We start from the raw sequence: 23,248 nt of genomic DNA on the forward strand, positions 1-23,248 counted from the left end.
GAAACCTGTCAGGTTTATTGACAATTTTAATTCTTCGTGGCAAAGTCTCCGTCAAATTAAAACTTATAGCCTACACCAATCGTCAGGGTATTTACCCTACTATTGATATCAAGATTATGTTGGCGTGCGTGATCTATAGACATCTCATTATATCGATTGGTTAATTCAAGTCCATATCTGGCCTCAAAAAAGAAGTTCTCAGTAAAATGATAACCTACTCCAAAGGCGGCATCCAAACCAAACTGATTGGTCGCTGGATGATCTTCTAAAACTATAGTCCCCTGCGGACCGGCCTGCAAATAAAACCCGGAATTTTGAATATAATATTGTAAAAGAACTGGCACAGAAAGTAAATCGGAATCCACAACTTTAATATAATTTACAGAGGCTTGTAGATGCCAGTTTTCAGACATTTTAAAATCGGTTAGAAGTCCAATGTAAAATCCGGCTTCGTTTTCGGTCACCTGGGCACCCTGTTCAGTAGATTCAATATTCGTATTGGCATATCCTCCCTGAATCCCAAAATTAAATTCCTGAGCAAAAGAATTGAAGCCAATGAAAATAAATACGATTAAAGATAATTTTTTAAGCATTATAAATCGGTTTTTGTAATGAACTACAAACCTAGTTTTTATTTACCGAACCCGACAGGGATATGAGAGCTAATCCTGGAATATCTTTAGTAAAAACAGCCTAATTAAACTTCTACCAAAACAAAGACCTCACAGTCCCGATAGCCATCGGGACTGTGAGGTCTGGTTACTCAGAAATTCCCCCCTCGTGGGCTAGTGGGCCTTAAAAGCCTCCAAAACCTTTAATGCTCTATCAATAGAAGTGATCTTTTCAAAAGTGAGCAATAAACGCAGACCGTTGCGGGTTTGCTTTTCTTTCATCTTGCAGCTTTGCGGGTGGGTTTGTACGTATTGCAGTAACCGCGTAAAATTAGTGGTTTGGTAGAAACGCGATTGCTGGTCGGCGATGAAATAGCCTATCATTTTGCCTTGTTTCAGCACGATTTTCTCAAGGCCGATTTTAGAAGCGATCCACTTAATTCTTACAGAATTTAACAGATCTACTGCTTCAGCCGGAAGTTCACCAAAGCGGTCTACGAGTCGCTGTTCAAAGGCCTGCAGTTCTTCTTCGGTCTTTAGGTTATTTAATTCAGTATATAAATTAAGCCTTTCAGAAATATTATTGATATAATCATCGGGGAACAAGATCTCGAAATCGGTATCGATTTGAGTGTCTTTCACAAAAGCTTTATCCTCAATATTTTCGGTTTCGGCATAAAGGTCCTTGAACTCGTTTTCTTTCAATTCCTCAATGGCCTCATTTAAGATTTTCTGGTAGGTATCAAAACCAATTTCATTGATAAATCCGCTTTGTTCGCCGCCCAGCAAATCTCCGGCCCCGCGAATTTCCAGGTCTTTCATCGCTATATTGAAACCGCTGCCCAGCTCAGAAAACTGTTCCAGAGCCGTAATTCGTTTGCGGGCATCTTCTGTCATCGCCGAGAAAGGAGGCGTGATAAAATAACAGAAGGCCTTTTTATTGCTTCGGCCTACCCTCCCCCGCATTTGATGCAGGTCTGAAAGGCCGAAATTATTTGCATTATTGATAAAAATCGTATTGGCGTTACTCACATCAAGACCGCTTTCTACGATGGTGGTAGAGACTAAAACATCGAATTCCCCATTGATGAAATTCAGCATCAATTTTTCGAGTTTTTTGCCTTCCATCTGGCCGTGACCCACGCCAATACGGGCGTCGGGCACCAATCGCTGAATCATCCCGGCGACTTCCTTGATATTTTCTACCCGGTTATGAATAAAAAACACCTGCCCGCCCCGCTGAATTTCATAGGAAACTGCATCTCTAATGGTTTCTTCGGAAAAACGAATCACATGGCTCTCGATAGGATATCGGTTAGGTGGCGGAGTGGTGATAGTCGAAAGATCTCTTGCAGCCATCAAACTAAACTGAAGCGTACGCGGAATTGGCGTCGCCGTAAGGGTAAGCGTATCTACATTTTCCTTGATCGTCTTAAGCTTGTCTTTCACAGCCACCCCAAACTTTTGCTCCTCGTCTACGACAAGCAAACCGAGATCTTTAAATTTAACCGACTTGTTCACCAGTTGATGTGTACCAATGATGATATCTACTTTCCCGCTCTCCAAATCGGCCAGGGTTTCCCGGCGTTCTTTCGCGGTTCTGAAACGGTTTAGATAATCTACCCGCACCGGCAGGTCTTTTAAGCGTTCAGAAAAAGTTTGATGATGCTGAAATGCAAGTATAGTGGTGGGCACTAACACGGCCACCTGTTTGTTGTTATCTACCGCCTTAAAAGCGGCCCGAATCGCTACCTCGGTTTTTCCGAAGCCTACATCGCCGCAAACCAGGCGATCCATAGGCCGTTCATTTTCCATATCGGCTTTAACCGCTTCGGTGGCGGTGCTTTGATCGGGCGTGTCTTCGTAGATAAAGGACGCTTCCAGCTCGTGCTGCAGGTAAGAATCGGGCCCAAAGGCAAAACCTTTTTGCAGGCGGCGCTTGGCGTACAGTTCGATTAAGTTGTATGCGATATGCTTTACGCGGGCCTTGGTCTTATTTTTCAGGGTTTTCCAGGCACCGCTTCCAAGTTTGTATATTTTGGGAGGCTTCCCATCTTTGCCATTATACTTTGAAATCTTATGCAGCGAGTGAATGCTTAGGTACAAAATATCGCGCTCGCCATAAATGAGTTTGATAGCTTCCTGTTTTTTGCCTTCCACATCAATTTTTTGCAGGCCACCAAATTTCCCAATTCCGTGGTCGATATGGGTTACATAATCGCCTACCTCCAGATTGGTCAATTCTTTAAGTGTAATCGCCTGCTTCTTGGCATAACCGTTCTTCAGGTGAAATTTATGATAGCGTTCAAAGATCTGATGGTCGGTATAACATACATTTTTTGCGACCTCATCTATAAAACCCTGAAACAGAGAAAGCGTGATAGTCTCATATTTGACTTCCCGCTCCTGATCGTCAAAAATGTCGTGAAAGCGTTTAGCCTGTTGTTCGCTAACGCAGAAAATATAATTTTTATAGCCTTTTTCCTGGTTTTCAATAAGGTTATCGATAAGCAAATCGAATTGTTTATTGAACGAAGGCTGGGGTTTGATGGTGAACTCAATACTCACTTCAGGATTTAAATAAGCCTGATTGCTCAACTCCACCACGCTAAAATCCAAAAGTTGTTTTTTAAGCAATTCTCCGTTGCAAAAAAGCTCTTTGGGTTCGCTGTGTTTCACCTCTTCTGAAAGTTTGTCAAAAGCCTCAACGGCTTTTTTAAAGAGCTTATCGGTTTGGGCGGCGAAGAGATCGAGGTTTTTTAAAAAAACCACGGTATTGGCCGAAATGTATTTCAGAAAAGAATCCCTAACCTCATCTAAATGCTTGTTTTCAACATTAGGCATTACCGAGATTTTCTTCACCTTATCGGTAGACAGCTGGGTTTCCACATCGAAGCTGCGAATACTGTCTACCTCATCCCCAAAAAATTCAATTCGGTAAGGCTCATCGTTGCTGAAAGAAAATACATCGATAATCCCCCCACGCACCGAGAACTCTCCGGGTTCGGTCACAAAATCAACCCTTCTGAATTTATATTCGAAAAGAACCTCATTAACGAAATCCAACGAAAGTTCATCTCCCACTGAAATTTTCAAGGTGCTTTTGTCAAGCTCCTTACGCGTCACCACTTTTTCAAAAAGTGCGTCGGGATAGGTGACTATGATCGCCGGTTTTTTACGGGAGTTGATTCGGTTCAATACCTCGGCCCGCAAAAGAACATTGGCATTGTCGGTTTCCTCAATTTGGTAGGGGCGACGGTAACTGCCGGGATAAAAAAGCACATTTTTCTCCCCGATTAGTTGCTCGAGATCATTTAGATAATAAGCGGCTTCTTCCTTATCGTTAAACACCAGGAGAAAAGGTCGTTCAGCTTCTTTAAAAGCATTGGCTGCAACGAATGAAAAGGCAGAACCTACCAGGCCTTTTAGGTGAATTTTAGATTGTTTATTTGATGACGGGACAAGGGATTCCCTCAATTCCTGCTGCTGCGGGGACTGTGCAAAGCTTTGGGCAATAATAGATTTACTCATTGGCGCAAAGATAATTCGCCAATGCCGGGCGGGCAATATCTCAACAATTTTTTAACGTGGGGTTTTCTTTTCCGGGTCCTGCCAGGTATTGAATACAGAATAAACTATCACCTCATTTTCTGTGGTTTCATAAATGATAGCAAATGGAAAGCGTTTAAGTATTGCCTCTCTAAAAGGAGGTCTCTTTTCGGCAAAGTGAAGAGGGTAAGTTTTGATCCAGTTAAAATAGAAATCTAATTGTTCAAGAAAAATATCGCCAAGTCCGGGTTGTTTCTCTTCATAGTAAAGAAAAGCCGATATGATTTCAAAATCAGCTTTCTCTTGAATAATGAGCTTAAAGGCCATTATTTAAAGCCTTTTTTGCTTTTTTCTGAACTTCTTCCCAGGTATATGATTCGCTTTTCTCATTGAGGTGATCCTCTCGCCTTTGTAGCATTTCCTGATACGCCGCCTGGGAAAGCACTGAAGACTCTTTCTCATAATTCTCGGCCAGGGAAAGCATCATTTCCAATAGACGATCATCGGCCTTTTCAATATGTTTCAATACCGAGGTTTTAAGATTCATCGTTTTCATAATTATTATGAGTGTTATCTGTTTTTCAACATTTCACAGTATAAATGAGAATCAAATTCCTCATCAATCCCACTATCTATGCCCTCCTGAATCGCCTGCCGAAGTGCTTTTAATTTTTCAGATTCTTCCAGCATTTTTAAACCTGCATTTACGACTTCGCTTACCGAATCATATTTTCCTGCAGTTATTTCATTCCTGATAAACTCCTCGAAGTAAGGATCTAATTGAATCTTAGTTTTCCTCGTCATAACTCAAAAATTTCATCTAAATATACTAAAAATCAGCCCATTTAATTCTCAAAAATAAGATTTACCATTTCCCTAACAGCCTTTCTCCCGGGCTATCCCTAATTTAAAATCTCAATTAGAATTTATGGCTTTCGAACATTTTGATGTTTTCGTAATTGGCACCGGAACTGCCGGAAAAAGGGTAGCCTATGCCTGTGTGGAAGAAGGGCTAAATGTGGCTATTGCCGATAACCGCGAGTATGGCGGCACCTGTGCCAATAGAGGTTGTGACCCTAAGAAAGTGCTTACTTCTTTTGGTGAACTCCTGGACCGAAATCGAAAAATGGAGAATAAAGGCATTTCCCGTCAACCCGAATATTCCTGGGACGATTTAATGGCATTTAAAAAGACTTTCGTAGATGCCGTTCCTGCTGCCACCGAAAAAAAACTTGAGAAGCTGGGCATTAAAATGTATCACCAATCGCCCCGATTCCTTGATGAAAATACACTTTCGGTGGAAGGAAAAACCATTACGGCCGACAAATTTATCATCGCCACCGGACTCAAACCCCTGGAACTGTACATTCCAGGGCGGGATCACGCCCTGGTAAGCGATGATTTCCTCAATTTGGAACATCTCCCCGTAACTATGCTGTTTATAGGCGCAGGGTATATTGGGATGGAATTCGCTCATATCGCAGCCAGAATGGGTGCAAAAGTAACTATGGTAGATGTCGCGCCCAGGCCGCTCACCAATTTCGATGAGGATATGGTGAAATACCTTCAGCAGTATTCTGAAGAAGAACTTGGCATCGAATTTATTTTCAATGCTGAAGTAATCGAAATCGAGAAGCTGCGGAAGAACTTCAGAATTAAAGCCTTGCAAAACGGAAAGGAAATTTCAGCCAAAGCAGAGGTGGTCTTTAACACGGCCGGGAGAGTGCCTTCTATCGATGAGCTCGACCTTGAAAAAGCCAATATAGCTTTCAGCAGAAAAGGGATAGAGGTAAATGAATTTCTGCAAAGCCCCACCAATAAAAACGTATATGCCTGCGGAGATGTGTCAGACAGTGAAGGTTTGCCGCTCACTCCCCTGTCGTCGCAGGAAGCAAGAGTAGTGGTCGCTAATTTATTAGGTAAGGGAAAACCCGAAAAGGCGAAATATCCGCCGCAGCCTACTGCGGTTTATACCAATCCAAAACTCGCATCGGTAGGCTTACAGGAAGAAGAAGCCCGAAAAAAAGGCCTGGATTTTAAGGTAAAACAAAAACTGGCATCAGACTGGTTTAACGCTAAACACATCAATGAAAAATTATATGCCTATAAAACCTTAATCGATAACAAAACCGGTGAGGTTTTAGGCGCCCACCTCATAGGTCCTGAAGCTCCCGAAATGATCAATATGTTCGTGATGATCATGTGCGGAAAGCTGAATTGCGAAGACGTGAAAAAGATGATTTTTGCCTATCCCAGCTGGGGAAATGATATCAAGGGGATGCTTTAAAATCCTCCCCCCTCCCGATAGCTATCGGGACCCTCCGAAGGAGGGGGTGGGGATTAATCTTTATTTATAAGCTTATACATAGGATTGGTTTTTCGGTTCATCCAGCCGTGATAGGTGATATTAGAAAAGATGATCACCGCAGTAATCAGAGCGGTGTAGGAAATAAGCGGAATTTCATCGAAATGCCTAAAGTAGATCGCAATTAGCGCCCACACCCCTACCGCGGCGAATTCACGCATATTTCGGGTATAAATTATAGCGATATTTACTATCCCTGCGACAATGATCATTATCACAGTCCAGATCTCTTCGGAAAAAAATGGCGCAATCCAGCCAATTTTCACCAGATAAGCCGAAACATTCGCGATACTGGCCACGGCAATCCAACCCGAATACAGGCAGATGGGCCACCAGCTAAACGCGATGATCTTTAAAGGTGCATCCCAGCGCTCCATATTGGTGTTTAGAATTACTTTTATCAGTGAAATTAAGATGAGGAACATCAATAAAACCGATAATCCTGTAAATTCATTTAGCCAGGCGAAAACCCAGGCGACATTAGCCATATTGGCAATAAAAAACCAATACCCCGATTTTTGCAAAAATTCGAGATCCTTACGAGCCTTAAAGGCCTGATACAATTGATAGCCGGAAAAAGCGAGCAAAGCCAAAAAAATAACCCCCCATATAGCAAAAGCATACGAAGCCGGGGTGAATAAATTATAATAATCGGCGCTTAGGCTACCCATAGTATTGCCGTTGATGATTCCGGTTTGGGAGATATAGCTCACCGCGATCACCAGCACTACCGAAATTGCATTTAAAACTGCCAGTCGTTTTTCCATATTTTCTATTTGCTTATCAAGATAACCTCTTTTTGGGTAATGGCATAGGCCATTTCGCCCTGCTCTAAATCCATCATATAATTGCCGGTAAATTCACCAAAGGCAGGTAGAATCATTTGATTCCTTTTGCGAAAAAAACAAGGCAATTTCAGGCTTTGACGGCCTTTTCCGTTAAGTTGGTAGCCCGGGTGAATATGCCCGCAGAGATTAAAAAAACCGGCTCTCTCCTCGGGATGATGAGTGAGCAGAAAATCACCAAGAATCCATTCAGAATGAATATGCACCCCGGCTGCTTCATATTTTAGCGGAGAAATTATGTCGTGATTCCCGGCTACAAGCACCACTTCAGCCTGCACAAAATTCAGCCAGTTTTCAAAAAGTTTCCATTCATTATTGAGACTGCTATGAAAAAGGTCTCCCAGAAAACAAATGATTTTAGGTTGGAATTTCCCAACTACCTCGCTAAGTCTTAGAAAATTAGCATTGATAGCCTTGTGTGGTACCGCGCTGCCAAATTTTCGGAAATGAGAAATTTTCCCCAAATGCACGTCGCTAATAAGCAAGATCTCGCGATTTTCCCAATAGGCGGCCCCACTGGGATGAAGTTCAAAATTTTGATTTTGGAGGTTTATTTTCATTGCTTCACTTTTAGACCTGACAGGTTTTAGAAACCTGTCAGGTCTATTCCTAAAACCCTACACGTCTTCGAGACCTGTGAGGTTTAATCCCGGGATGTTGAGATTTAATTATAATTTATGTAAAATTTCTGCCGCCTTCTCTAAAGTTTCATCGGTTTTGGCGAAACAGAAACGCAGCTGTTTATTATCCTTTCCATCGATATTAAATACCGATACAGGGATGCTGGCCAAGCCAAACTCGGTTACCAGTCTTTTGGCAAATTCCACATCGGCCTCATCGGTGATTTCAGAAAAATCGAGCAGCTGGAAATAAGTGCCTTTCGATACATCTGCTTTAAATCTGGTATCTTCGATTAACTTCAGGAATTTATCTCTTTTTTGCTGATAAAATTCGCCAAGTTCGAGATAATGTTTTGGTTCTTTTAAATATTCAGCAAAAGCCCGCTGCATTGGGTGATTGACACAAAATACCGTTGCCTGGTGGAATTTTATAATTTCCTTCATCAAGGCTTCAGGAGCGACGCAATAACCCATTTTCCAACCGGTATTATGAAAAGTTTTTCCGAAGGAAGCACAAACGATGGCTCTTTCAGCTAAACCGGGAAATTTCGAGGCGCTTTGGTGTTTCTCCCCGTCAAAGATCAAATGCTCATACACCTCGTCGCTTAGCAGGATGATATTTGTGTTTTTCAGAAGGCCTTCCAGCCTGCGCATATCAGACTCTTCCAAAATGGTACCCGTAGGATTATGAGGCGTATTGATCACGATCATTCGGGTTTTTGAATTGATCTTCTTTTCCAGGTCTTCCCAATCAATTTTGAAATCCTTCCCCTTTAACTGAACAAAAACCGGCTGCCCGCCGGCCAATTTGATATCGGGTTCATAGGAATCGTAGGCCGGTTTAAAAACAATGACTTCATCTCCCTTGTGCACCAGCGCACTTATGGCACAATACAGAGCCTGGGTAGCGCCGGCGGTAAAAATAATTTCTTTATCGGCATCGTATTTCTTGCCGTACAAATTTTCAATTTTCTGAATCACCTGCTGCCTCAGCTCTGGAATTCCATTCATTGGAGGATATTGATTGTGTCCTTCTTTCATCGCCTCATATACCAAATCCTTCAACCGGGCATCGGTTTCAAAATTTGGAAAACCCTGAGACATATCTATAGCCTGATGTTTTCGGGCCAATTGACTCATTATCGAGAAAATACTGGTCTTTCCGCCGGGGAGTTTTGAAGGCAAATTATGGAAAAGGGACATAAACGCGGTTTTTAATCAAGTTCAAAAAAAAATCCCGGAACTCAAAGTCCGGGATCTGGATTATCATTTATTTAACCGGCGTTTATTTCACGCTGGCCTTCAGATATTCTCTGTTCATACGGGCGATATTCTCCAGGGAAATTCCTTTTGGACATTCGATCTCGCAGGCGCCGGTATTGGTACAGTTTCCAAAACCTTCGGCATCCATTTGCTCGACCATGGCAAGCACTCTTCGGGTAGCCTCAACTTTTCCCTGCGGTAGCAAAGCATACTGGCTCACTTTTGCTGAAGTAAACAGCATCGCACTGGCATTTTTACAGGCGGCAACACAGGCTCCACAACCAATACAGGTGGCAGCATTAAAAGAAAGATCGGCGCTTTCCTTATCTACCGGAATCGAGTTAGCATCCTGGGTGTTTCCTGAAGTATTCACCGAAATATATCCCCCGGCTTGTTGAATACGGTCAAAAGACGAACGGTCTACCACCAAATCTTTAATCACCGGAAAAGCAGCAGCTCTAAAGGGCTCTATAGTGATGGTATCTCCATCCTTAAAGCTCCTCATATGCAACTGGCAGGTTGTGATCTCACGATCTGGCCCGTGTGGTTCTCCATTAATCTGTAAGCTACAGGCACCACAAATTCCTTCACGGCAATCGTGATCAAAAACCACCGGTTCCTCGCCCTTCTCTACCAAACCTTCGTTAAGAACATCCAGCATTTCGAGAAATGACATATCGGGTGAAACATCGGCCAACTGATAGGTCTGTATCTTTCCCTTCGCCTCAGCGTTCTTTTGACGCCATATTTTTAAGGTCAGTTTCATAGTATAAATGTTATGCGTTAGAGGTTATGGGTTATGAGTTCCACATCCTAACTATTTTTGGCATTCTTTAAATAATTGATATAACCATTTAATATAGCTTTGGTGTTATTGAATTTACTTCTAAATTCTTCCAAAGTTTCAATATCTATATAATCTTCGTCTACAGCGGTAATCATTTGATTTAATGCTTCACAAAGAGAACCGCGCGCCACTCTGCAAGCCTGAATATTTTCCTGGTAGTTATATCTTCCAAAACCTTCGGCAATATTATCACCAACCGATCTTGAAGATCTTCAAAGTTGACTGGTTAAAGCATATTTTTCTATTTCAGGAAACTTAGGAAGTACATTTTTAGAGACAAATATTCTCAAAGCTCTTGATGCCTTCCAACATTCCAAATCTTGAAAAGAATTAATGTTTCCCATATAAATCAACACTTAACTCTTAACCAATAACCCTTAACTTTTAATATTTGAAGATTTGCCAATTTTCAAATTGACTAAATTTCAAATTTTCAAATTATTTATAGCTACGCGTTTTTACTTCGATATTTTCATAAACCAGGTCTTCCTTATGCAGTACGGCATCGCCGGGTTTCCCGGTGTATTCCCAGGCCGCTACATACATAAAGTTTTCGTCATCCCTTAGGGCTTCTCCTTCTTCGGTTTGATATTCCTCGCGGAAGTGACCTCCACAAGATTCATTTCTATGCAGGGCATCTTTGGCAAAAAGCTCTCCCAGTTCAAGGAAGTCGGCTACACGACCGGCTTTTTCCAGCTCTGCATTCATCTCGTTCATTTCGCCAGGAATGCGAACATCTTTCCAGAATTCTTCGCGAAGCTGGCGGATTTCCTCCTGAGCTTCCTGCAATCCCTGGGCGTTTCGGGACATTCCAACCTTATCCCACATAATTTTCCCTAATCGCTTATGGAAGTGGTCTACAGATTTGGTCCCTTTATTATTGATAAGTCTTTCAAGTTGAGAACGCACTGCATTCTCTGCCTCTTCAAACTCTTTTGTTTCAGTTGAAATCGGGCCGGTTCTAATGTCGTCGGCCAGGTAATTTCCTATGGTATAAGGCAATACGAAATATCCATCGGCCAGACCCTGCATTAAAGCTGAAGCTCCCAGACGGTTAGCACCGTGATCTGAGAAGTTCGCCTCTCCGGCTGCGAAACATCCGGGAATAGTGGTTTGCAGGTCGTAATCTACCCAGATTCCACCCATAGTATAATGCACTGCAGGATAGATCATCATAGGAGTTTCATACGGATTCTGGTCTACGATCTTTTCGTACATCTGGAACAGGTTCCCGTATTTGGCTTCCACCACGGCTTTTCCTAATTCCAGGATCTTTTCATCGGTTGCATTTTCGATATGCTGAGAGATCGCGGCTTCTTTTCCGTAACGCATAAATGCACTGCTAAAATCAAGAAAAACAGCCTCTCCGGTTCGGTTTACTCCGTATCCGGCATCGCATCGCTCTTTAGCAGCTCTGGACGCCACATCGCGCGGCACCAGGTTACCAAATGCAGGATATCTTCGCTCGAGATAATAATCCCGGTCTTCTTCTTTAATATCGGTAGGCTTCAGTTTGCCTGCGCGAACCGCTTCAGCATCTTCTTTTTTCTTCGGAACCCAGATTCTACCATCATTCCGAAGAGATTCAGACATCAGCGTTAATTTAGACTGATGGTCTCCCGAAACCGGAATACAGGTAGGGTGAATTTGCGTAAAACAAGGGTTGGCGAAAAAAGCTCCTTTTTTATGAATTTTCCAGGAAGCAGTTACGTTGCTTCCCATCGCATTGGTAGAAAGGAAAAACACATTCCCGTATCCTCCTGAAGCGATTACCACGGCATGAGCCGAGTGTCTTTCAAGTTTTCCTGTCACCAAATCCCGGGCTATAATCCCGCGGGCTTTTCCATTCACGATTACTAAATCCAGCATTTCGTGACGATTGAAAGACTGAATCTTCCCACGGTTAATCTGTCGGTTCATCGCTGAATAAGCTCCAAGCAATAATTGCTGCCCGGTTTGACCTTTGGCATAGAAAGTCCTGGAAACCAAAACCCCACCAAAAGAGCGGTTGTCAAGAAGTCCGCCATATTCGCGGGCAAATGGCACCCCCTGGGCTACACACTGGTCGATAATATTAGCTGAAACCTCAGCAAGACGGTACACGTTAGATTCACGCGCACGATAATCGCCTCCTTTTACGGTATCGTAAAAAAGCCGATAGTTTGAATCTCCGTCGCCCTGGTAATTTTTTGCTGCATTGATCCCTCCCTGAGCCGCAATAGAGTGCGCTCTACGAGGAGAATCCTGGTAACAAAAGGTCTTTACATTATATCCAAGTTCGGCAAGAGTTGCGGCAGCACTACCCCCGGCAAGACCGGTTCCCACAACAATTACGTCTATATTTCTTTTATTCGCGGGATTAACAAGGTTAATCTCGTTTTTATGATTGGTCCACTTTTCTGCCAATGGGCCTTTTGGTGTTTTAGAGTCTAATATTCCCATAGCTTATATTTTTTCAAGTCCGAAGTGAATGTAAATTGGGATAATGGCAAAGGCCAGCGGAATAAGGATAGCGAAAGCATAGCCAAATTTTCTTATAAATCCATTGTATTTTGGATGGTTCACTCCCAGCGATTGGAAACCGCTGGCAAAGCCGTGCAATAGATGGAAAGCAATGGCCAGCATTGAGAGCACATACACTCCTACCCAAATAAGACCATACTCGGGGTCCTGAAATGATTGAATAGTTAAGGTATAAAGGTCCTTTACCTGCGCTCCTGAAGCCGTGGTGTAGATGGTATCATCCAGCCCGCCAAATTTCATCTGTGCCCAGAACATCTGCATATGTATGATGATAAACACCAGGATAATGGTTCCTAAAAAAGCCATATTCCTAGATTGCCATTTGGTGTTGGCCGAAGGTTTAAAGTTTACATATTTCTGCGGGCGCGCTTTTCTATTCTGAATAGTAAGCACAATCCCATCTATAGCGTGAAAAATGATACTGAGATAAGTAACATAAGATAAGACCATCACCGCGGGGTTAGTGGTCATAAACAAGGCATATTCGTTAAATTGATCCCTTGCAGCATCGCCCATTGGCTGTAGCAGTTGCAAATTTCCTAAAAGATGTCCTACTAAAAACGTGCAAAGGAAGAGGCCCGTGAAAGCCATCCAGTACTTTTTTGCCAGAGATGACTTTAATAGCGCAGATTTTGCCATAAATTTCTTGATTGTTTGATAAAGTGCTAGCAAAAATACACCTCATAATAATTTTTGACAAACTTTAACAGCGATATTCAACTCTATTTAGAATTAATTTAAAGTATGTTGAAGCCGGAGTTCTAACGATTTCGCCAAACTACTGGTTTTGACCTGCTTTTTTGAAAAGCTTAACGCAATCCGGGCGTGATTTTTAGTAATTTTCAGAGCATTCAATAAACATCTTATTTCCTGAAAATGGAATTCATCGACTACTACAAATTACTGGAACTGGATAAATCGGCCAGCCAGGCCGATATCAAGAAGGCCTATCGCAGGCTTGCCAGAAAGTTTCATCCCGACCTTAATCCTAACGATAAGGCGGCGCAGGCAAGGTTTCAACAAATCAATGAAGCCAATGAAGTTTTAAGCGATCCAGAAAAACGCAAAAAGTACGATAAATATGGCAAAGACTGGCAACACGCCGAACAGTATGAAGAAGCCCGAAGGCAACAACAGGCATCGGGTGGGGCCTATCGTGGCAGTGCACAGGATTTTGGCGGATTTGGAGGCCAGGGCGGATATAGCTATTCGGGGAATTTTGATGAAGATACTTTTTCAGACTTTTTTGAAGAGATGTTTGGAAGCCGCGCAAGATCCCAGGGAGCTGGCCGCGGCAGGCATTTTAAAGGCCAGGATTACAATGCTGAATTGCAATTAAATTTAAGCGATGTATATCGCAGCCATAAACAAACCCTCACCGTAAACGGGAAAAATATTCGATTGACTATTCCGGCGGGAGTGGAGAATGGCCAAACCATAAAAATTAAAGGTCACGGCGGGCCAGGAGTGCAGGGCGGGCCAAAAGGCGATTTGTATATCACCTTTAATATTCACAATGACACCCACTTTCGCAGAGAAAAAGAGAATTTATATACCCAGATAGAGGTAGATTTTTACACCGCTTTGCTGGGCGGGGAGGTAACCGTGAATACTTTTGAGGGAAAAGCCAAACTGAAAGTAAAACCCGAAACCCAACCCGGCACCAAAGTTAAACTGAAGGGCAAAGGATTTCCGAAGTATAAAAAAGAAGGTCAATTTGGTGACCTGTATATCACCTATAACGTGAAATTGCCTACCGGGCTCACCGAAAAAGAAAAAGATTTATTCAGGCAACTACAAAAACTACGCTCATGAGAATTGAAGACCTGGTAACCACCGATGAAATTTGCGCAAAATATAAAGTGGAGAATACTTTTATTAGTAATCTGCACGAGAGTGGCCTTATAGAAATTGTAACCGTTGAACAAACGCAGTATATACATTGCGATAAAATGGCCGACCTCGAAAGATTTATGAGGCTGCATTATGATTTGAACATCAACCTGGAAGGCCTGGAAGCTATTTCACATTTATTAAAACAGCTGCAAAAACTTCAAAAGAAAAACCAGGAACTCAAAAACCGCCTGGGCCTTTATGAATAGTAAGGGATATTAATACCTTTGCAAAGCCCATCAAAAAATTAAGGGCAAAAATTTCAGAAATTATAATTATGAGATACGATCAAATCGACAAAGAATTATTTATAAAAAACCGTAAAAACTTTATGGCTGGCATGAAGCCTAATAGTTTGGCGGTATTCAATGCCAATGATATTTATCCTATTGGAGCCGACAGTACTATGCCTTTTCAGCAAAACCGCGATCTTTTTTATTTAAGCGGGGTAGACCAGGAAGAGGCGATTTTGGTGCTTTTTCCCGATGCTCCAAAACCCGAACACCGGGAGATTCTTTTCCTAACCGAGACCAACGCTCATATCGCAGTTTGGGAAGGCGAAAAACTCACCAAAGACAAAGCTTTTGAGGTTAGCGGGGTGAAAACCGTGATCTGGCTTCAGGATTTTGAGAAGGTGTTTTTTGAATTGATGAGCCAGTGCGAGACTGTATATTTCAATACCAACGAACATTACCGGGCCAATGTACAAACCCAAACCCGCGATGACCGATTTATAAAATGGTGTAAGGAGAAATACCCGGCCCACCAGGTGGCCAAAAGCAATCCTATTTTGCAAAGACTTCGCTCAGTAAAAGATCCCATCGAGCTGGACCTTATGCAAAAAGCCTGTGATATTACTGAAAAAGCCTTCCGCAGAACATTAAAATTCGTAAAACCCGGAGTTTGGGAGCACGAAATCGAGGCAGAATACTGGCACGAAATGATACGCAACCGCAGCCGTGGTTTTGCCTACACTCCTATAATCGCCAGTGGTAACAACGCTAATGTTTTGCACTATACCGAGAACAATCAGCAGTGTAAAGAAGGCGAACTCATCCTTCTGGATACCGGGGCAGAATATGCTAATTATTCGAGCGATATGACCAGAACCATCCCGGTTTCGGGGCGTTTTAACGACAGACAAAAACAAATCTACAACGCGGTTAACCGCGTAAAAAATGAAGCGACCAGCTGGTTGGTGCCTGGAACTATTTGGGCAGAATACCATAAAGAAGTTGGGAAGTTGATGACTTCAGAATTATTGGATCTTGGGCTACTGGACAAAGCCGATGTGCAGAATGAAGATCCCAACTGGCCGGCTTACAAGAAATATTTTATGCACGGCACCGCGCACAATATTGGTCTTGATACTCACGATTACGGAATTCTAACCGAGCCTATGAAAGCCAATCAGGTTTTTACCGTAGAACCGGGAATTTATCTGCCCGATGAAGGCTTCGGAATTCGCCTGGAAGACGATGTGGTAATTCAAGAGAAAGGTGAACCCTTTAACCTGATGAGAAATATTCCGATAGAAATAGAGGAAATTGAAGAAATTATGAATTCTTAACTCTGTTTGTTTCCTCTAAAAATACCAGATGGCCGGAAGAAAAATTTTATTGGTTGAAGATGACGCCAGGGTTTGTGAATTCGTCAACCAGGGTTTAACCGAAGCCGGCTTTGAGGTAACCATAGCATTCGAGGGAAACCAGGGCCTCAAGATGGCCCTGGACCCCGGGTTGCATTTCGATCTTTTGATTCTCGATATTATGCTTCCGGGGAAAAACGGCATAGAGATTTGTAAAGAAGTGCGCCAGAAAGATCAGGCTGTACCCATACTCTTTTTGACCGCCCTGGGAAGTTCAGAAAATGTGGCCGTGGGATTGGATAGCGGGGGTGACGATTATCTCACCAAACCCTTTAAATTTATAGAACTCATCGCCCGAATCAACAGCCTGATGAGAAGATCTAAAAGCCCAATTCTCGAAAATAATAATCCGAATTTATATCGTTTTGCGGGATTGAGCGTAGACGACCTCACCAAAACCTTAAAAGTTAACGGCACACCGGTTAAGCTCACCTATACAGAGTATAAATTATTGCTGAATTTTATTAAATCTCCCTTACGGGTTTTTTCCCAGGCTGAACTCCTGGAGAAGGTTTGGGGAATGGATTATGATATTGGCACCAATGTAGTAAATGTCTACGTAAATTATCTTCGCAAGAAAATTGAAAACGCCGGAAGCCCCCGTTTGATACAAACGGTGATAGGAATGGGATATGTATTAAAGGAAAACGATGAAGACACAAACTAAGATAATCTTTTTCCTTACCAGCGTTTTTATCATTTACCTGCTGTTATTTAGTGGGTTTGTATACTATGCGTTAAATAACTATGCCTATTCCGATTTTTATAAGCGCCTGGAAATTCGGGCGGCCACCGCTGCTAAAATCGAGCTTGAAAACAGAGCCGATATTGATGCGGTTAGGGAAATTCAGCAGGAATTTTTAGAAGAATTACCCGAAGAACAAATAATCATCATCGATCCCGATGATTATTTAGGCGATAATTATGATAGCTGGGAATTCCCGCGGGATTTTTATGAAGAAATTCTCGAGAACCAAAGCGCCACCTACAATAACGGCAATATCTATTACTCCGGAATTCTTTATTCAGCCGGCAATAAGAACTATGTGGTAATAGCCAGCGCCGAAAATTATTACAGCACACACCACGCTTTGTATTTAAGAAATATCCTCCTGTTGGGGCTGGTAGCCTCTGTGCTCATAATTTTACTGATTAGCTGGATGTTCTCCCGAAAAGTCTTAAAACCAATCGAGAATATTGTGAAGCGAATGCAAGGCATAAGTACCGAAAGTTTAAATCGCAGGCTTCCTACCCCAAGAAATGAAGAACTGGCTTCTATCACCACCTCCTTTAATGAAATGCTAAACAGGCTGGAGACCTCATTCGAAACCCAGAAAAATTTTATTAGCAATGCCTCGCACGAACTTAACACGCCACTCACCTCTATTATAGGACAGGCCGAAATCGCCATCTCGCAGGCACGCTCCCAGGAATACTATCAAAAAACCCTTAGCGATATTCTCGAAGACGCCGAAAATCTGAAGAGCAAAATCGAAGCCTTGCTCTCTTTTGCGCAAACCAGTTATACGGCAAATCGCCAAATGTTTGAAGAAATTAGAATCGATGAGCTGCTCATCGATGTGAAAGATAATTTGCTTAAACTCTACCCTGAAGCCAAAATTCATATCGATTTTAGTTTGATTCCCGATAATCCCGACAAATTGAAATTTAAAGGAAACAGGCAGCTATTAAACCTGGCTTTCTTTAATATATTGATGAATGCCAGTAAATATTCTCAACATCAAAAAGTAAAAGTGGCCATTGGAGTTTCGAATCAAAACATTGTAGTAGTGGTTAAAGATCAGGGAATCGGCATCCCGCCCGACGAGCTAAAACATATTTACGACCCGTTTTTTAGAGCTTCCAACACCCATCCTTTTAAAGGCTACGGAATAGGCCTTCCCCTAAGCCGCAATATCTTTAAAATACACCAGGGAAAACTTCTGGTAAGCTCAGACGGGAAAAACGGAACTACAGTTGAAGTGCGCATTCCCATCAATTTGGCATAATCTTAACTTTTACTTATCTAATTCTTATCTCAGTCTAAGTTGGTTATAAAAGGCCGGGGATAGCTTTGCCCCGAACAAAAAAAAGCTATCATGAAAAATATTCTGATCCCAACCGATTTTACTGTAGAATCTCTTGAAATCTTAAAAACCGCCTTACGCGAAGAAGAAGCCGAAAAAGTAAATATCACCCTGGTTTATGGCGCAAATATTTCAACTTCAATAAGCGATTTATTGTTTTTCTCAAAATCGGCCTGTATTAGCAAATTACGGGAAGACGATTTTTGCGAAGCCCTGGCCATCATCGAAAATAAATTTTCCGAAAAAATTCACCACTTGGATACCGATATTTTTACCGGCGGGACAAAATCGGCTTTTATAAATTTTCTGGAAGCCAATCAGATCGAAAAAGTATATGTACCCCGGGAAAACAATGCTTTAAGCATTAACAGGAAAAACGGATTCAACCTTGTGCCTTATCTGAAAAAATCTAACCTGGAAAGCTGCGAGGTAGATTACACCAGCAGCCAGGAGCCTGCAAAGGGATTTCAGTTATCAAGACTTTTAATGCCCTAAGATGAAGAACAGCTATTTATTAAGGTTAATTCTTTGTTTTTGCGGGGTTCTTATTGTCTTTAGTCTTCTGCTTTCAACTACCACCGATCGTAATGATAAATTAATCGGAAAATGGGAAGCAGTAGAATGGGCATATGAAAAATCACCTCAAAGAAATCAAAAGGAAATAAGCCGGGCCGAAAAAGATTCGCTTACCGAAGACCTGAGTATTCATAAGGCTGAAAGATGGGATTTTTTACCCAACGGGAAACTGGTGCTCCATAAGAATCCTGTGAATTCGCAGGAAATGGAATGGACTTTAAAAGGTCGGGGGAATATCTTAAAAGTAAATGAAGGCTCCCAGGCTGAACATTACAACCTCTATTATGTGAACGAAGATGAGCTGGTGTTGTATTTCCACACCGAGATTCAGGCGAAAGGCATCGTAAGGTTAAAATTTAAAAAAATAGAAGAAATCACCTATGCTGAGAAAACATAATAATTACCGGTCTTTAAAAGATAATATACAACTTGGAGGTTTAACAGCATTTTCGGCCGGGATGGTCAATGTCACCTCGGTGATCATATTTTTTGCCTTTACCTCGAATGTTACCGGGCACTATGCAATCATGGCCGAAGAAATCGCCAAGGGAAACTGGCACGAAGCCCTCATCGTTTTTGGGTGGATCTTTATGTTTTTCTTCGGAAATTTCACCTCGAATTATATCGTGATCAATTTCGATCGAAAAAACCGCTACCTGGCACATTCCCTGCCCCTATTTATTGAAATTTTATGCCTTTTCGCAGTGGGCACCTACGGCTACCTGTACTATGCCGAAACCCTTGCTGAAACAGAACTTATGGTAGCAATTATGCTGTTTGCAATGGGTATCCAAAACGGACTTACTGCCAGCATTTCGAATTTCGCGGTAAAAACAACCCACCTTACGGGGCTTACTACCGATATTGGTCTTTTGGCCTCTATGTTTACACAAAAACGCTTTAGAGAAAATAAAGCTTTACGGGCCAAGAAAAATATTTTGCTCACCATTGCCACAGCCTATTTATCGGGAGGGATCTTTGCAGGATTGATCTACCTGAAAATCGGGTTCCTGGTATTTCACGTAGCCTGCCTGGTTATAGGGCTCATTATCGCATATGAATATTATAAATTAAAGGTGAAACGACTCATCAGAAAAAGAAAACAGGTTCAGTTAAACTTTAGAACAATAGCTTCAGAGTAAAAACCATTCTGTTTGAATTGCTGCCCCTTCCAGGATTTATTTTGGAAGGGGTTTTTTATATTCACGAAATATCAAAAGCTATGATGTTACAATTTCAGAACACAAGAATTCATTATACCACTAAAGGAGAGGGAAATACGCTTATCCTGCTGCACGGATTTTTGGAAAGCCTGGAGATTTGGGAAAAATTCCAGCAAGAATTATCAAAACACCGGCAGGTGGTGTGTATAGACCTGCCCGGGCACGGCAAATCGGGCAGCAACGGGGAACTGCATACAATGGAATTTATGGCGCAATGCGTGAGAGCAGTAATGGATGAATTACAGATAGAACAGGCCAGCCTGGCGGGACACTCGATGGGAGGCTATGTAAGTTTGGAATTTCAAAAGAATTTTAATAGCATGTGCAAGGCTATTGTTTTAATCAATTCTACGCCTGCTGCCGATAGTGAAGAGCGGCAGGAAAACAGAGATCGGGCCAGCGCCCTGGTTCGAAAAAACAAAAAGGCCTTTGTAAGTATGGCGATAGGCAACTTACTGGGACCCGAAAATTCTGAAAAATTCAAAGACGAACTTGAAATTTTAAAACAAAAAGCCCATAATATGGAGTCAAAAGCAATTATCGCTGCACTTCAAGGTATGAAAATTCGTACAGACAATTCGATGAGCTTAAAGCGATTTACCGGTAAAAAAATTATCATCGCCGGAGAAAGTGATCCGGTTTTAGAATTTTTGGAAGTAAAAGAGCTCGCATCCCAATGTGGATGTGCACTTTTTAGCTATCCCGGTGAGCACCTGGCCTTTATAGAAGAGCCGGAGAAACTAATGAAAATATTGCATTTCATCGATTAATTAACGCTGTTTGTCGATTGTTTAACTTTTTTTTATACTTTAGTGCATCTATTAACCAAAACGTCAAACCTTTATGAGAAAAAAGGACCCTACAATTTTAGTGTTCGGAAAGGTTTTATGCAGCATTCTCGGACACAAATTCACGGTTTCAAAAAATGTAACCGATCACATTCATGAATATCGCTGCAAGAATTGCGGAATGGAAATGACCGATACCGCAAACGGTCTTTTAGCCCGCCTAACCCCAAAGTTTAAAGAAACCAACGAATACCTGGCTAAAATTCATAAAAAGCGAAAGGAACGTTGCTTTGCTGAAGTTTCTTAATCTTCAGAATCTTTCTTCTCTTTATCCTCCATCGCATTCCATCCCCTGGCGATTAGCGGGATTTTGGTATTTGCCCGGGTTATAAGGTGCATACCTTCTTCTTTCCCGGTCATATAACCAATTACGCTAAGATGCGGATTCCCCTTTATCTTATCGTAATCTTTTTGTGCCACGGTAAAGAGCAATTCGTAATCCTCTCCCCCGCTTAGGGCAATGGTAGTGCTGTCTATTTTAAATTCCTCACATACAGAAATCACAGCCGGGTCGAGCGGAATTTTATCTTCAAAAAGGTTCACGCCCACTTCCGAATTTTTACAAAGATGAATTACTTCAGAAGAAAGCCCATCAGAAATATCGATCATCGAAGTGGGTCTTACTTCGAGTTGTTTCAGCAATGGCGGAATGTCTTTTCGGGCTTCAGGTTTAAGTTGCCTTTCAATGAGGTAAGTATAGGCGTCGAGATCGGGCTGGGCGTTGGGGTTGGCTTTAAAAACCTGTTTTTCTCTTTCTAAAATCTGAAGGCCCATATAGGCCGCTCCCAGATCTCCTGAAACCACCAGCAAATCATTGGCTTTGGCTCCGCTCCTGTAAACCACATCTTCTTTGGCAGCATAACCTAGAGCTGTTATGCTAATGAGCAAGCCCGAAGTTGAGGAGGTGGTATCGCCACCTACCACATCGATATTGTAAATTTTGGCGGCCAGTTCAATACCGGCATATAATTCTTCCAAAGCCTCTACAGGAAACCGGTTGGATACCGCAATAGAAACTGTGATCTGACTGGGAGTGGCATTCATCGCATACACATCGCTGGCATTCACCATCACCGCCTTATAGCCTAAATGCTTTAATGGCGTATAGGCCAAATCGAAATGCACTCCCTCTACCAAAAGATCGGTAGTAACTACGGTTTGCTTATCCTTAAACTCCAGAACAGCTGCATCATCGCCTATGGCCCGAATTGTAGTTTCCTGCTTGGGACTAAAGTTACGGGTAAGATGTTCGATGAGACCAAATTCACCTAATTCTGAAAGGTTTGTGCGCATATCCTGACTATCCTGAAACATAAGCTTTAATTTTAAATGCAAAAATAACTGAATATTATACAATCACATATAAAACCGGGGAGTTCCTTATAGGATTCGGTTAAAATAATTTGTTTGAAATTAAGGCACAAAAATTCAAAAATCAGCAATAAAAATGGCATTGACAGGAGCTATGAAAGCATTCCTAAAACATATACAGGTTCTATGGTTAACCGCTGCTTTTGTAGTATATTTGTGCCCAATTTGGAATTAATCTTTTTAGGTTATGATTAAAGTAAGCGAAGATGCTAAAAAGAAGATAGCAGCCCTAATGAGCGAAGAAGGTTATGACAGCCGTCAGGACTATGTTCGCGTGGGGGTAAAGAGTGGAGGTTGCTCTGGCTTGTCTTATGAACTTAAGTTCGACAAATCTCAGGCAGAAAGCGATAAATTATTTGAAGACAACGATGTAAAAATCGTGGTAGACAAACGCAGCGTGCTTTACCTGGCCGGGACCATTCTGGAATATTCGGGTGGTTTGAACGGCAAGGGTTTTGTGTTTAACAATCCCAATGCGCAACGCACCTGCGGCTGTGGCGAAAGTTTTTCGCTATAGGGAAATTTAAGATTTAAGTTCAAGATTCAAGATTATGGGAACGATAAAACAATTTGAAGACCTTGAAATTTGGCAATTAGCCAGAGAGGTTTGCAATGTTGTTTTTGAAATTAGGGAGAATACTGGACTAAAAACAGATTATAAGCTATATGACCAACTAAATGGATCTTCAGGATCTTTAATGGACAATATAGCTGAAGGTTTTGAACGAAACGGAAACCGGGAATTTATTCAATTTCTATCGGTTGCTAAATCTTCTTGTGGAGAAACCCGTTCCCAGTTCTATCGGGTTTTTGATAGAAAATATATAAGCGAAGAGGAATTCAATCAATATAAAGACCAGGTTTTTTCGCTTAGCAAACAAATTGGTGCTTTTATGCGCTATTTACAAAACAGTGAATTTAAGGGTTCAAAATTCAAAAATTAGACTTTGAATTTTGAATTTTGAACCTTGAATAATTT

General features: G+C 41.9%; 25 protein-coding genes and 1 pseudogene. 13 read left to right on the forward strand and 13 right to left on the reverse strand.

Annotation, left to right across the window (positions count from 1 at the left end; genetic code table 11):
* Window positions 1-56: 56 nt before the first annotated feature.
* The 5 genes from ACW6QP_RS00100 to ACW6QP_RS00120 form a co-directional block, all read right to left on the reverse strand.
* On the reverse strand, window positions 57-593 hold the full coding sequence (locus ACW6QP_RS00100; RefSeq protein WP_457908795.1) for an outer membrane beta-barrel protein: 537 nt from the start codon (window positions 591-593) through the stop codon (window positions 57-59).
* Between the two features lie 192 nt (window positions 594-785).
* Complete coding sequence (gene mfd / locus ACW6QP_RS00105) at window positions 786-4,142, reverse strand: transcription-repair coupling factor (protein WP_457908796.1); 3,357 nt, start codon at window positions 4,140-4,142, stop codon at window positions 786-788.
* 51 nt (window positions 4,143-4,193) lie between these two features.
* Complete coding sequence (locus tag ACW6QP_RS00110; RefSeq protein WP_457908797.1) at window positions 4,194-4,487, reverse strand: type II toxin-antitoxin system RelE/ParE family toxin; 294 nt, start codon at window positions 4,485-4,487, stop codon at window positions 4,194-4,196.
* Window positions 4,477-4,716 carry a hypothetical protein gene (locus ACW6QP_RS00115; protein ID WP_457908798.1) on the reverse strand — a complete coding sequence of 80 codons (240 nt, stop codon included), beginning with the start codon at window positions 4,714-4,716 and terminating at the stop codon, window positions 4,477-4,479. The genes ACW6QP_RS00110 and ACW6QP_RS00115 overlap by 11 nt, the downstream gene beginning before the upstream one ends.
* A gap of 14 nt (window positions 4,717-4,730) precedes the next feature.
* The gene (locus ACW6QP_RS00120; RefSeq protein WP_457908799.1) at window positions 4,731-4,964 is read right to left on the reverse strand and encodes a type II toxin-antitoxin system ParD family antitoxin; all 234 of its coding nucleotides are present in this window, start codon (window positions 4,962-4,964) and stop codon (window positions 4,731-4,733) included.
* A gap of 124 nt (window positions 4,965-5,088) precedes the next feature.
* On the opposite strand from ACW6QP_RS00120, the gene ACW6QP_RS00125 reads away from it, so the two are divergent.
* The gene (locus ACW6QP_RS00125) at window positions 5,089-6,447 is read left to right on the forward strand and encodes a dihydrolipoyl dehydrogenase family protein (protein WP_457908800.1); all 1,359 of its coding nucleotides are present in this window, start codon (window positions 5,089-5,091) and stop codon (window positions 6,445-6,447) included.
* 53 nt (window positions 6,448-6,500) lie between these two features.
* Here ACW6QP_RS00125 and ACW6QP_RS00130 read toward each other — a convergent pair whose 3' ends face one another.
* The 7 genes and pseudogenes from ACW6QP_RS00130 to ACW6QP_RS00160 form a co-directional block, all read right to left on the reverse strand.
* Window positions 6,501-7,292, reverse strand: a complete 792-nt coding sequence (locus tag ACW6QP_RS00130) for a tryptophan-rich sensory protein (RefSeq protein WP_457908801.1) — start codon at window positions 7,290-7,292, stop codon at window positions 6,501-6,503.
* A 5-nt stretch (window positions 7,293-7,297) separates the two neighbouring features.
* Window positions 7,298-7,930: a ligase-associated DNA damage response endonuclease PdeM gene (gene pdeM / locus ACW6QP_RS00135; protein WP_457908802.1), complete on the reverse strand. Its 633-nt coding sequence runs from the start codon at window positions 7,928-7,930 to the stop codon at window positions 7,298-7,300.
* Window positions 7,931-8,038: 108 nt separating this feature from the next.
* Complete coding sequence (locus tag ACW6QP_RS00140) at window positions 8,039-9,193, reverse strand: methionine aminotransferase (RefSeq protein ID WP_457908803.1); 1,155 nt, start codon at window positions 9,191-9,193, stop codon at window positions 8,039-8,041.
* A gap of 82 nt (window positions 9,194-9,275) precedes the next feature.
* Window positions 9,276-10,019, reverse strand: a complete 744-nt coding sequence (locus tag ACW6QP_RS00145; RefSeq protein WP_457908804.1) for a succinate dehydrogenase/fumarate reductase iron-sulfur subunit — start codon at window positions 10,017-10,019, stop codon at window positions 9,276-9,278.
* A 47-nt stretch (window positions 10,020-10,066) separates the two neighbouring features.
* Window positions 10,067-10,300: pseudogene (locus tag ACW6QP_RS00150) on the reverse strand (four helix bundle protein); the annotation flags it as partial.
* A gap of 238 nt (window positions 10,301-10,538) precedes the next feature.
* Window positions 10,539-12,542 carry a fumarate reductase/succinate dehydrogenase flavoprotein subunit gene (locus ACW6QP_RS00155; RefSeq protein WP_457908805.1) on the reverse strand — a complete coding sequence of 668 codons (2,004 nt, stop codon included), beginning with the start codon at window positions 12,540-12,542 and terminating at the stop codon, window positions 10,539-10,541.
* 3 nt (window positions 12,543-12,545) lie between these two features.
* Complete coding sequence (locus ACW6QP_RS00160) at window positions 12,546-13,262, reverse strand: succinate dehydrogenase cytochrome b subunit (protein WP_457908806.1); 717 nt, start codon at window positions 13,260-13,262, stop codon at window positions 12,546-12,548.
* Window positions 13,263-13,499: 237 nt separating this feature from the next.
* On the opposite strand from ACW6QP_RS00160, the gene ACW6QP_RS00165 reads away from it, so the two are divergent.
* The 10 genes from ACW6QP_RS00165 (at window position 13,500) to ACW6QP_RS00210 (ending at window position 21,145) form a co-directional block, all read left to right on the forward strand.
* On the forward strand, window positions 13,500-14,438 hold the full coding sequence (locus ACW6QP_RS00165) for a DnaJ C-terminal domain-containing protein (protein ID WP_457908807.1): 939 nt from the start codon (window positions 13,500-13,502) through the stop codon (window positions 14,436-14,438).
* The gene (locus tag ACW6QP_RS00170; protein ID WP_457908808.1) at window positions 14,435-14,725 is read left to right on the forward strand and encodes a chaperone modulator CbpM; all 291 of its coding nucleotides are present in this window, start codon (window positions 14,435-14,437) and stop codon (window positions 14,723-14,725) included. The genes ACW6QP_RS00165 and ACW6QP_RS00170 overlap by 4 nt, the downstream gene beginning before the upstream one ends.
* A gap of 68 nt (window positions 14,726-14,793) precedes the next feature.
* Window positions 14,794-16,086 (forward strand): aminopeptidase P N-terminal domain-containing protein, encoded by a 1,293-nt coding sequence (locus ACW6QP_RS00175; protein WP_457908809.1) that lies wholly within the window; start codon window positions 14,794-14,796, stop codon window positions 16,084-16,086.
* Between the two features lie 28 nt (window positions 16,087-16,114).
* A complete protein-coding gene (locus tag ACW6QP_RS00180; protein WP_457908810.1) occupies window positions 16,115-16,831 on the forward strand; it encodes a response regulator transcription factor in 717 nt (238 codons plus the stop codon).
* Entirely contained in the window at window positions 16,815-18,173 is a 1,359-nt protein-coding gene (locus ACW6QP_RS00185; RefSeq protein ID WP_457908811.1) for a HAMP domain-containing sensor histidine kinase, read from the forward strand. Before ACW6QP_RS00180 ends, ACW6QP_RS00185 begins: the two co-directional genes overlap by 17 nt.
* 90 nt (window positions 18,174-18,263) lie before the next feature.
* Window positions 18,264-18,746 carry a hypothetical protein gene (locus ACW6QP_RS00190; RefSeq protein WP_457908812.1) on the forward strand — a complete coding sequence of 161 codons (483 nt, stop codon included), beginning with the start codon at window positions 18,264-18,266 and terminating at the stop codon, window positions 18,744-18,746.
* Window position 18,747: 1 nt separating this feature from the next.
* Entirely contained in the window at window positions 18,748-19,224 is a 477-nt protein-coding gene (locus ACW6QP_RS00195; protein WP_457908813.1) for a hypothetical protein, read from the forward strand.
* Window positions 19,208-19,969 (forward strand): YoaK family protein, encoded by a 762-nt coding sequence (locus ACW6QP_RS00200; protein WP_457908814.1) that lies wholly within the window; start codon window positions 19,208-19,210, stop codon window positions 19,967-19,969. Before ACW6QP_RS00195 ends, ACW6QP_RS00200 begins: the two co-directional genes overlap by 17 nt.
* An 80-nt stretch (window positions 19,970-20,049) precedes the next feature.
* Window positions 20,050-20,820 carry an alpha/beta fold hydrolase gene (locus ACW6QP_RS00205; RefSeq protein WP_457908815.1) on the forward strand — a complete coding sequence of 257 codons (771 nt, stop codon included), beginning with the start codon at window positions 20,050-20,052 and terminating at the stop codon, window positions 20,818-20,820.
* Window positions 20,821-20,893: 73 nt separating this feature from the next.
* Window positions 20,894-21,145, forward strand: coding sequence for a hypothetical protein (locus ACW6QP_RS00210; protein ID WP_457908816.1), 252 nt, complete (start codon window positions 20,894-20,896; stop codon window positions 21,143-21,145).
* Here the strand turns inward: ACW6QP_RS00210 and thiL are convergent.
* Complete coding sequence (thiL, locus tag ACW6QP_RS00215) at window positions 21,142-22,212, reverse strand: thiamine-phosphate kinase (protein ID WP_457908817.1); 1,071 nt, start codon at window positions 22,210-22,212, stop codon at window positions 21,142-21,144. The two genes, ACW6QP_RS00210 and thiL, sit on opposite strands and share 4 nt — an antisense overlap.
* 244 nt (window positions 22,213-22,456) lie before the next feature.
* Between thiL and ACW6QP_RS00220 the strand changes: the two genes are divergently transcribed.
* Together ACW6QP_RS00220 and ACW6QP_RS00225 are read left to right on the forward strand one after the other, a co-directional pair.
* Window positions 22,457-22,786 carry a HesB/IscA family protein gene (locus ACW6QP_RS00220; RefSeq protein ID WP_457908818.1) on the forward strand — a complete coding sequence of 110 codons (330 nt, stop codon included), beginning with the start codon at window positions 22,457-22,459 and terminating at the stop codon, window positions 22,784-22,786.
* A 34-nt stretch (window positions 22,787-22,820) separates the two neighbouring features.
* Window positions 22,821-23,213 carry a four helix bundle protein gene (locus ACW6QP_RS00225; RefSeq protein ID WP_457908819.1) on the forward strand — a complete coding sequence of 131 codons (393 nt, stop codon included), beginning with the start codon at window positions 22,821-22,823 and terminating at the stop codon, window positions 23,211-23,213.
* Window positions 23,214-23,248 lie beyond the last annotated feature (35 nt).

This window comes from Salegentibacter haimaensis (assembly GCF_054121495.1).

Coding starts and splice junctions, on each gene's coding strand:
- thiL (WP_457908817.1), bottom strand. CDS start 22,212: ATGTTTCAGGATAGTCAGGATATGCGCACAAACCTTTCAGAATTAGGT.
- ACW6QP_RS00225 (WP_457908819.1), top strand. CDS start 22,821: ATGGGAACGATAAAACAATTTGAAGACCTTGAAATTTGGCAATTAGCC.
- mfd (WP_457908796.1), bottom strand. CDS start 4,142: ATGAGTAAATCTATTATTGCCCAAAGCTTTGCACAGTCCCCGCAGCAG.
- ACW6QP_RS00210 (WP_457908816.1), top strand. CDS start 20,894: ATGAGAAAAAAGGACCCTACAATTTTAGTGTTCGGAAAGGTTTTATGC.
- ACW6QP_RS00195 (WP_457908813.1), top strand. CDS start 18,748: ATGAAGAACAGCTATTTATTAAGGTTAATTCTTTGTTTTTGCGGGGTT.
- ACW6QP_RS00180 (WP_457908810.1), top strand. CDS start 16,115: ATGGCCGGAAGAAAAATTTTATTGGTTGAAGATGACGCCAGGGTTTGT.
- ACW6QP_RS00160 (WP_457908806.1), bottom strand. CDS start 13,262: ATGGCAAAATCTGCGCTATTAAAGTCATCTCTGGCAAAAAAGTACTGG.
- ACW6QP_RS00185 (WP_457908811.1), top strand. CDS start 16,815: ATGAAGACACAAACTAAGATAATCTTTTTCCTTACCAGCGTTTTTATC.
- ACW6QP_RS00165 (WP_457908807.1), top strand. CDS start 13,500: ATGGAATTCATCGACTACTACAAATTACTGGAACTGGATAAATCGGCC.
- ACW6QP_RS00175 (WP_457908809.1), top strand. CDS start 14,794: ATGAGATACGATCAAATCGACAAAGAATTATTTATAAAAAACCGTAAA.
- ACW6QP_RS00140 (WP_457908803.1), bottom strand. CDS start 9,193: ATGTCCCTTTTCCATAATTTGCCTTCAAAACTCCCCGGCGGAAAGACC.
- ACW6QP_RS00200 (WP_457908814.1), top strand. CDS start 19,208: ATGCTGAGAAAACATAATAATTACCGGTCTTTAAAAGATAATATACAA.
- ACW6QP_RS00220 (WP_457908818.1), top strand. CDS start 22,457: ATGATTAAAGTAAGCGAAGATGCTAAAAAGAAGATAGCAGCCCTAATG.
- ACW6QP_RS00155 (WP_457908805.1), bottom strand. CDS start 12,542: ATGGGAATATTAGACTCTAAAACACCAAAAGGCCCATTGGCAGAAAAG.
- ACW6QP_RS00100 (WP_457908795.1), bottom strand. CDS start 593: ATGCTTAAAAAATTATCTTTAATCGTATTTATTTTCATTGGCTTCAAT.
- pdeM (WP_457908802.1), bottom strand. CDS start 7,930: ATGAAAATAAACCTCCAAAATCAAAATTTTGAACTTCATCCCAGTGGG.
- ACW6QP_RS00130 (WP_457908801.1), bottom strand. CDS start 7,292: ATGGAAAAACGACTGGCAGTTTTAAATGCAATTTCGGTAGTGCTGGTG.
- ACW6QP_RS00145 (WP_457908804.1), bottom strand. CDS start 10,019: ATGAAACTGACCTTAAAAATATGGCGTCAAAAGAACGCTGAGGCGAAG.
- ACW6QP_RS00120 (WP_457908799.1), bottom strand. CDS start 4,964: ATGACGAGGAAAACTAAGATTCAATTAGATCCTTACTTCGAGGAGTTT.
- ACW6QP_RS00190 (WP_457908812.1), top strand. CDS start 18,264: ATGAAAAATATTCTGATCCCAACCGATTTTACTGTAGAATCTCTTGAA.
- ACW6QP_RS00115 (WP_457908798.1), bottom strand. CDS start 4,716: ATGAAAACGATGAATCTTAAAACCTCGGTATTGAAACATATTGAAAAG.
- ACW6QP_RS00125 (WP_457908800.1), top strand. CDS start 5,089: ATGGCTTTCGAACATTTTGATGTTTTCGTAATTGGCACCGGAACTGCC.
- ACW6QP_RS00170 (WP_457908808.1), top strand. CDS start 14,435: ATGAGAATTGAAGACCTGGTAACCACCGATGAAATTTGCGCAAAATAT.
- ACW6QP_RS00110 (WP_457908797.1), bottom strand. CDS start 4,487: ATGGCCTTTAAGCTCATTATTCAAGAGAAAGCTGATTTTGAAATCATA.
- ACW6QP_RS00205 (WP_457908815.1), top strand. CDS start 20,050: ATGATGTTACAATTTCAGAACACAAGAATTCATTATACCACTAAAGGA.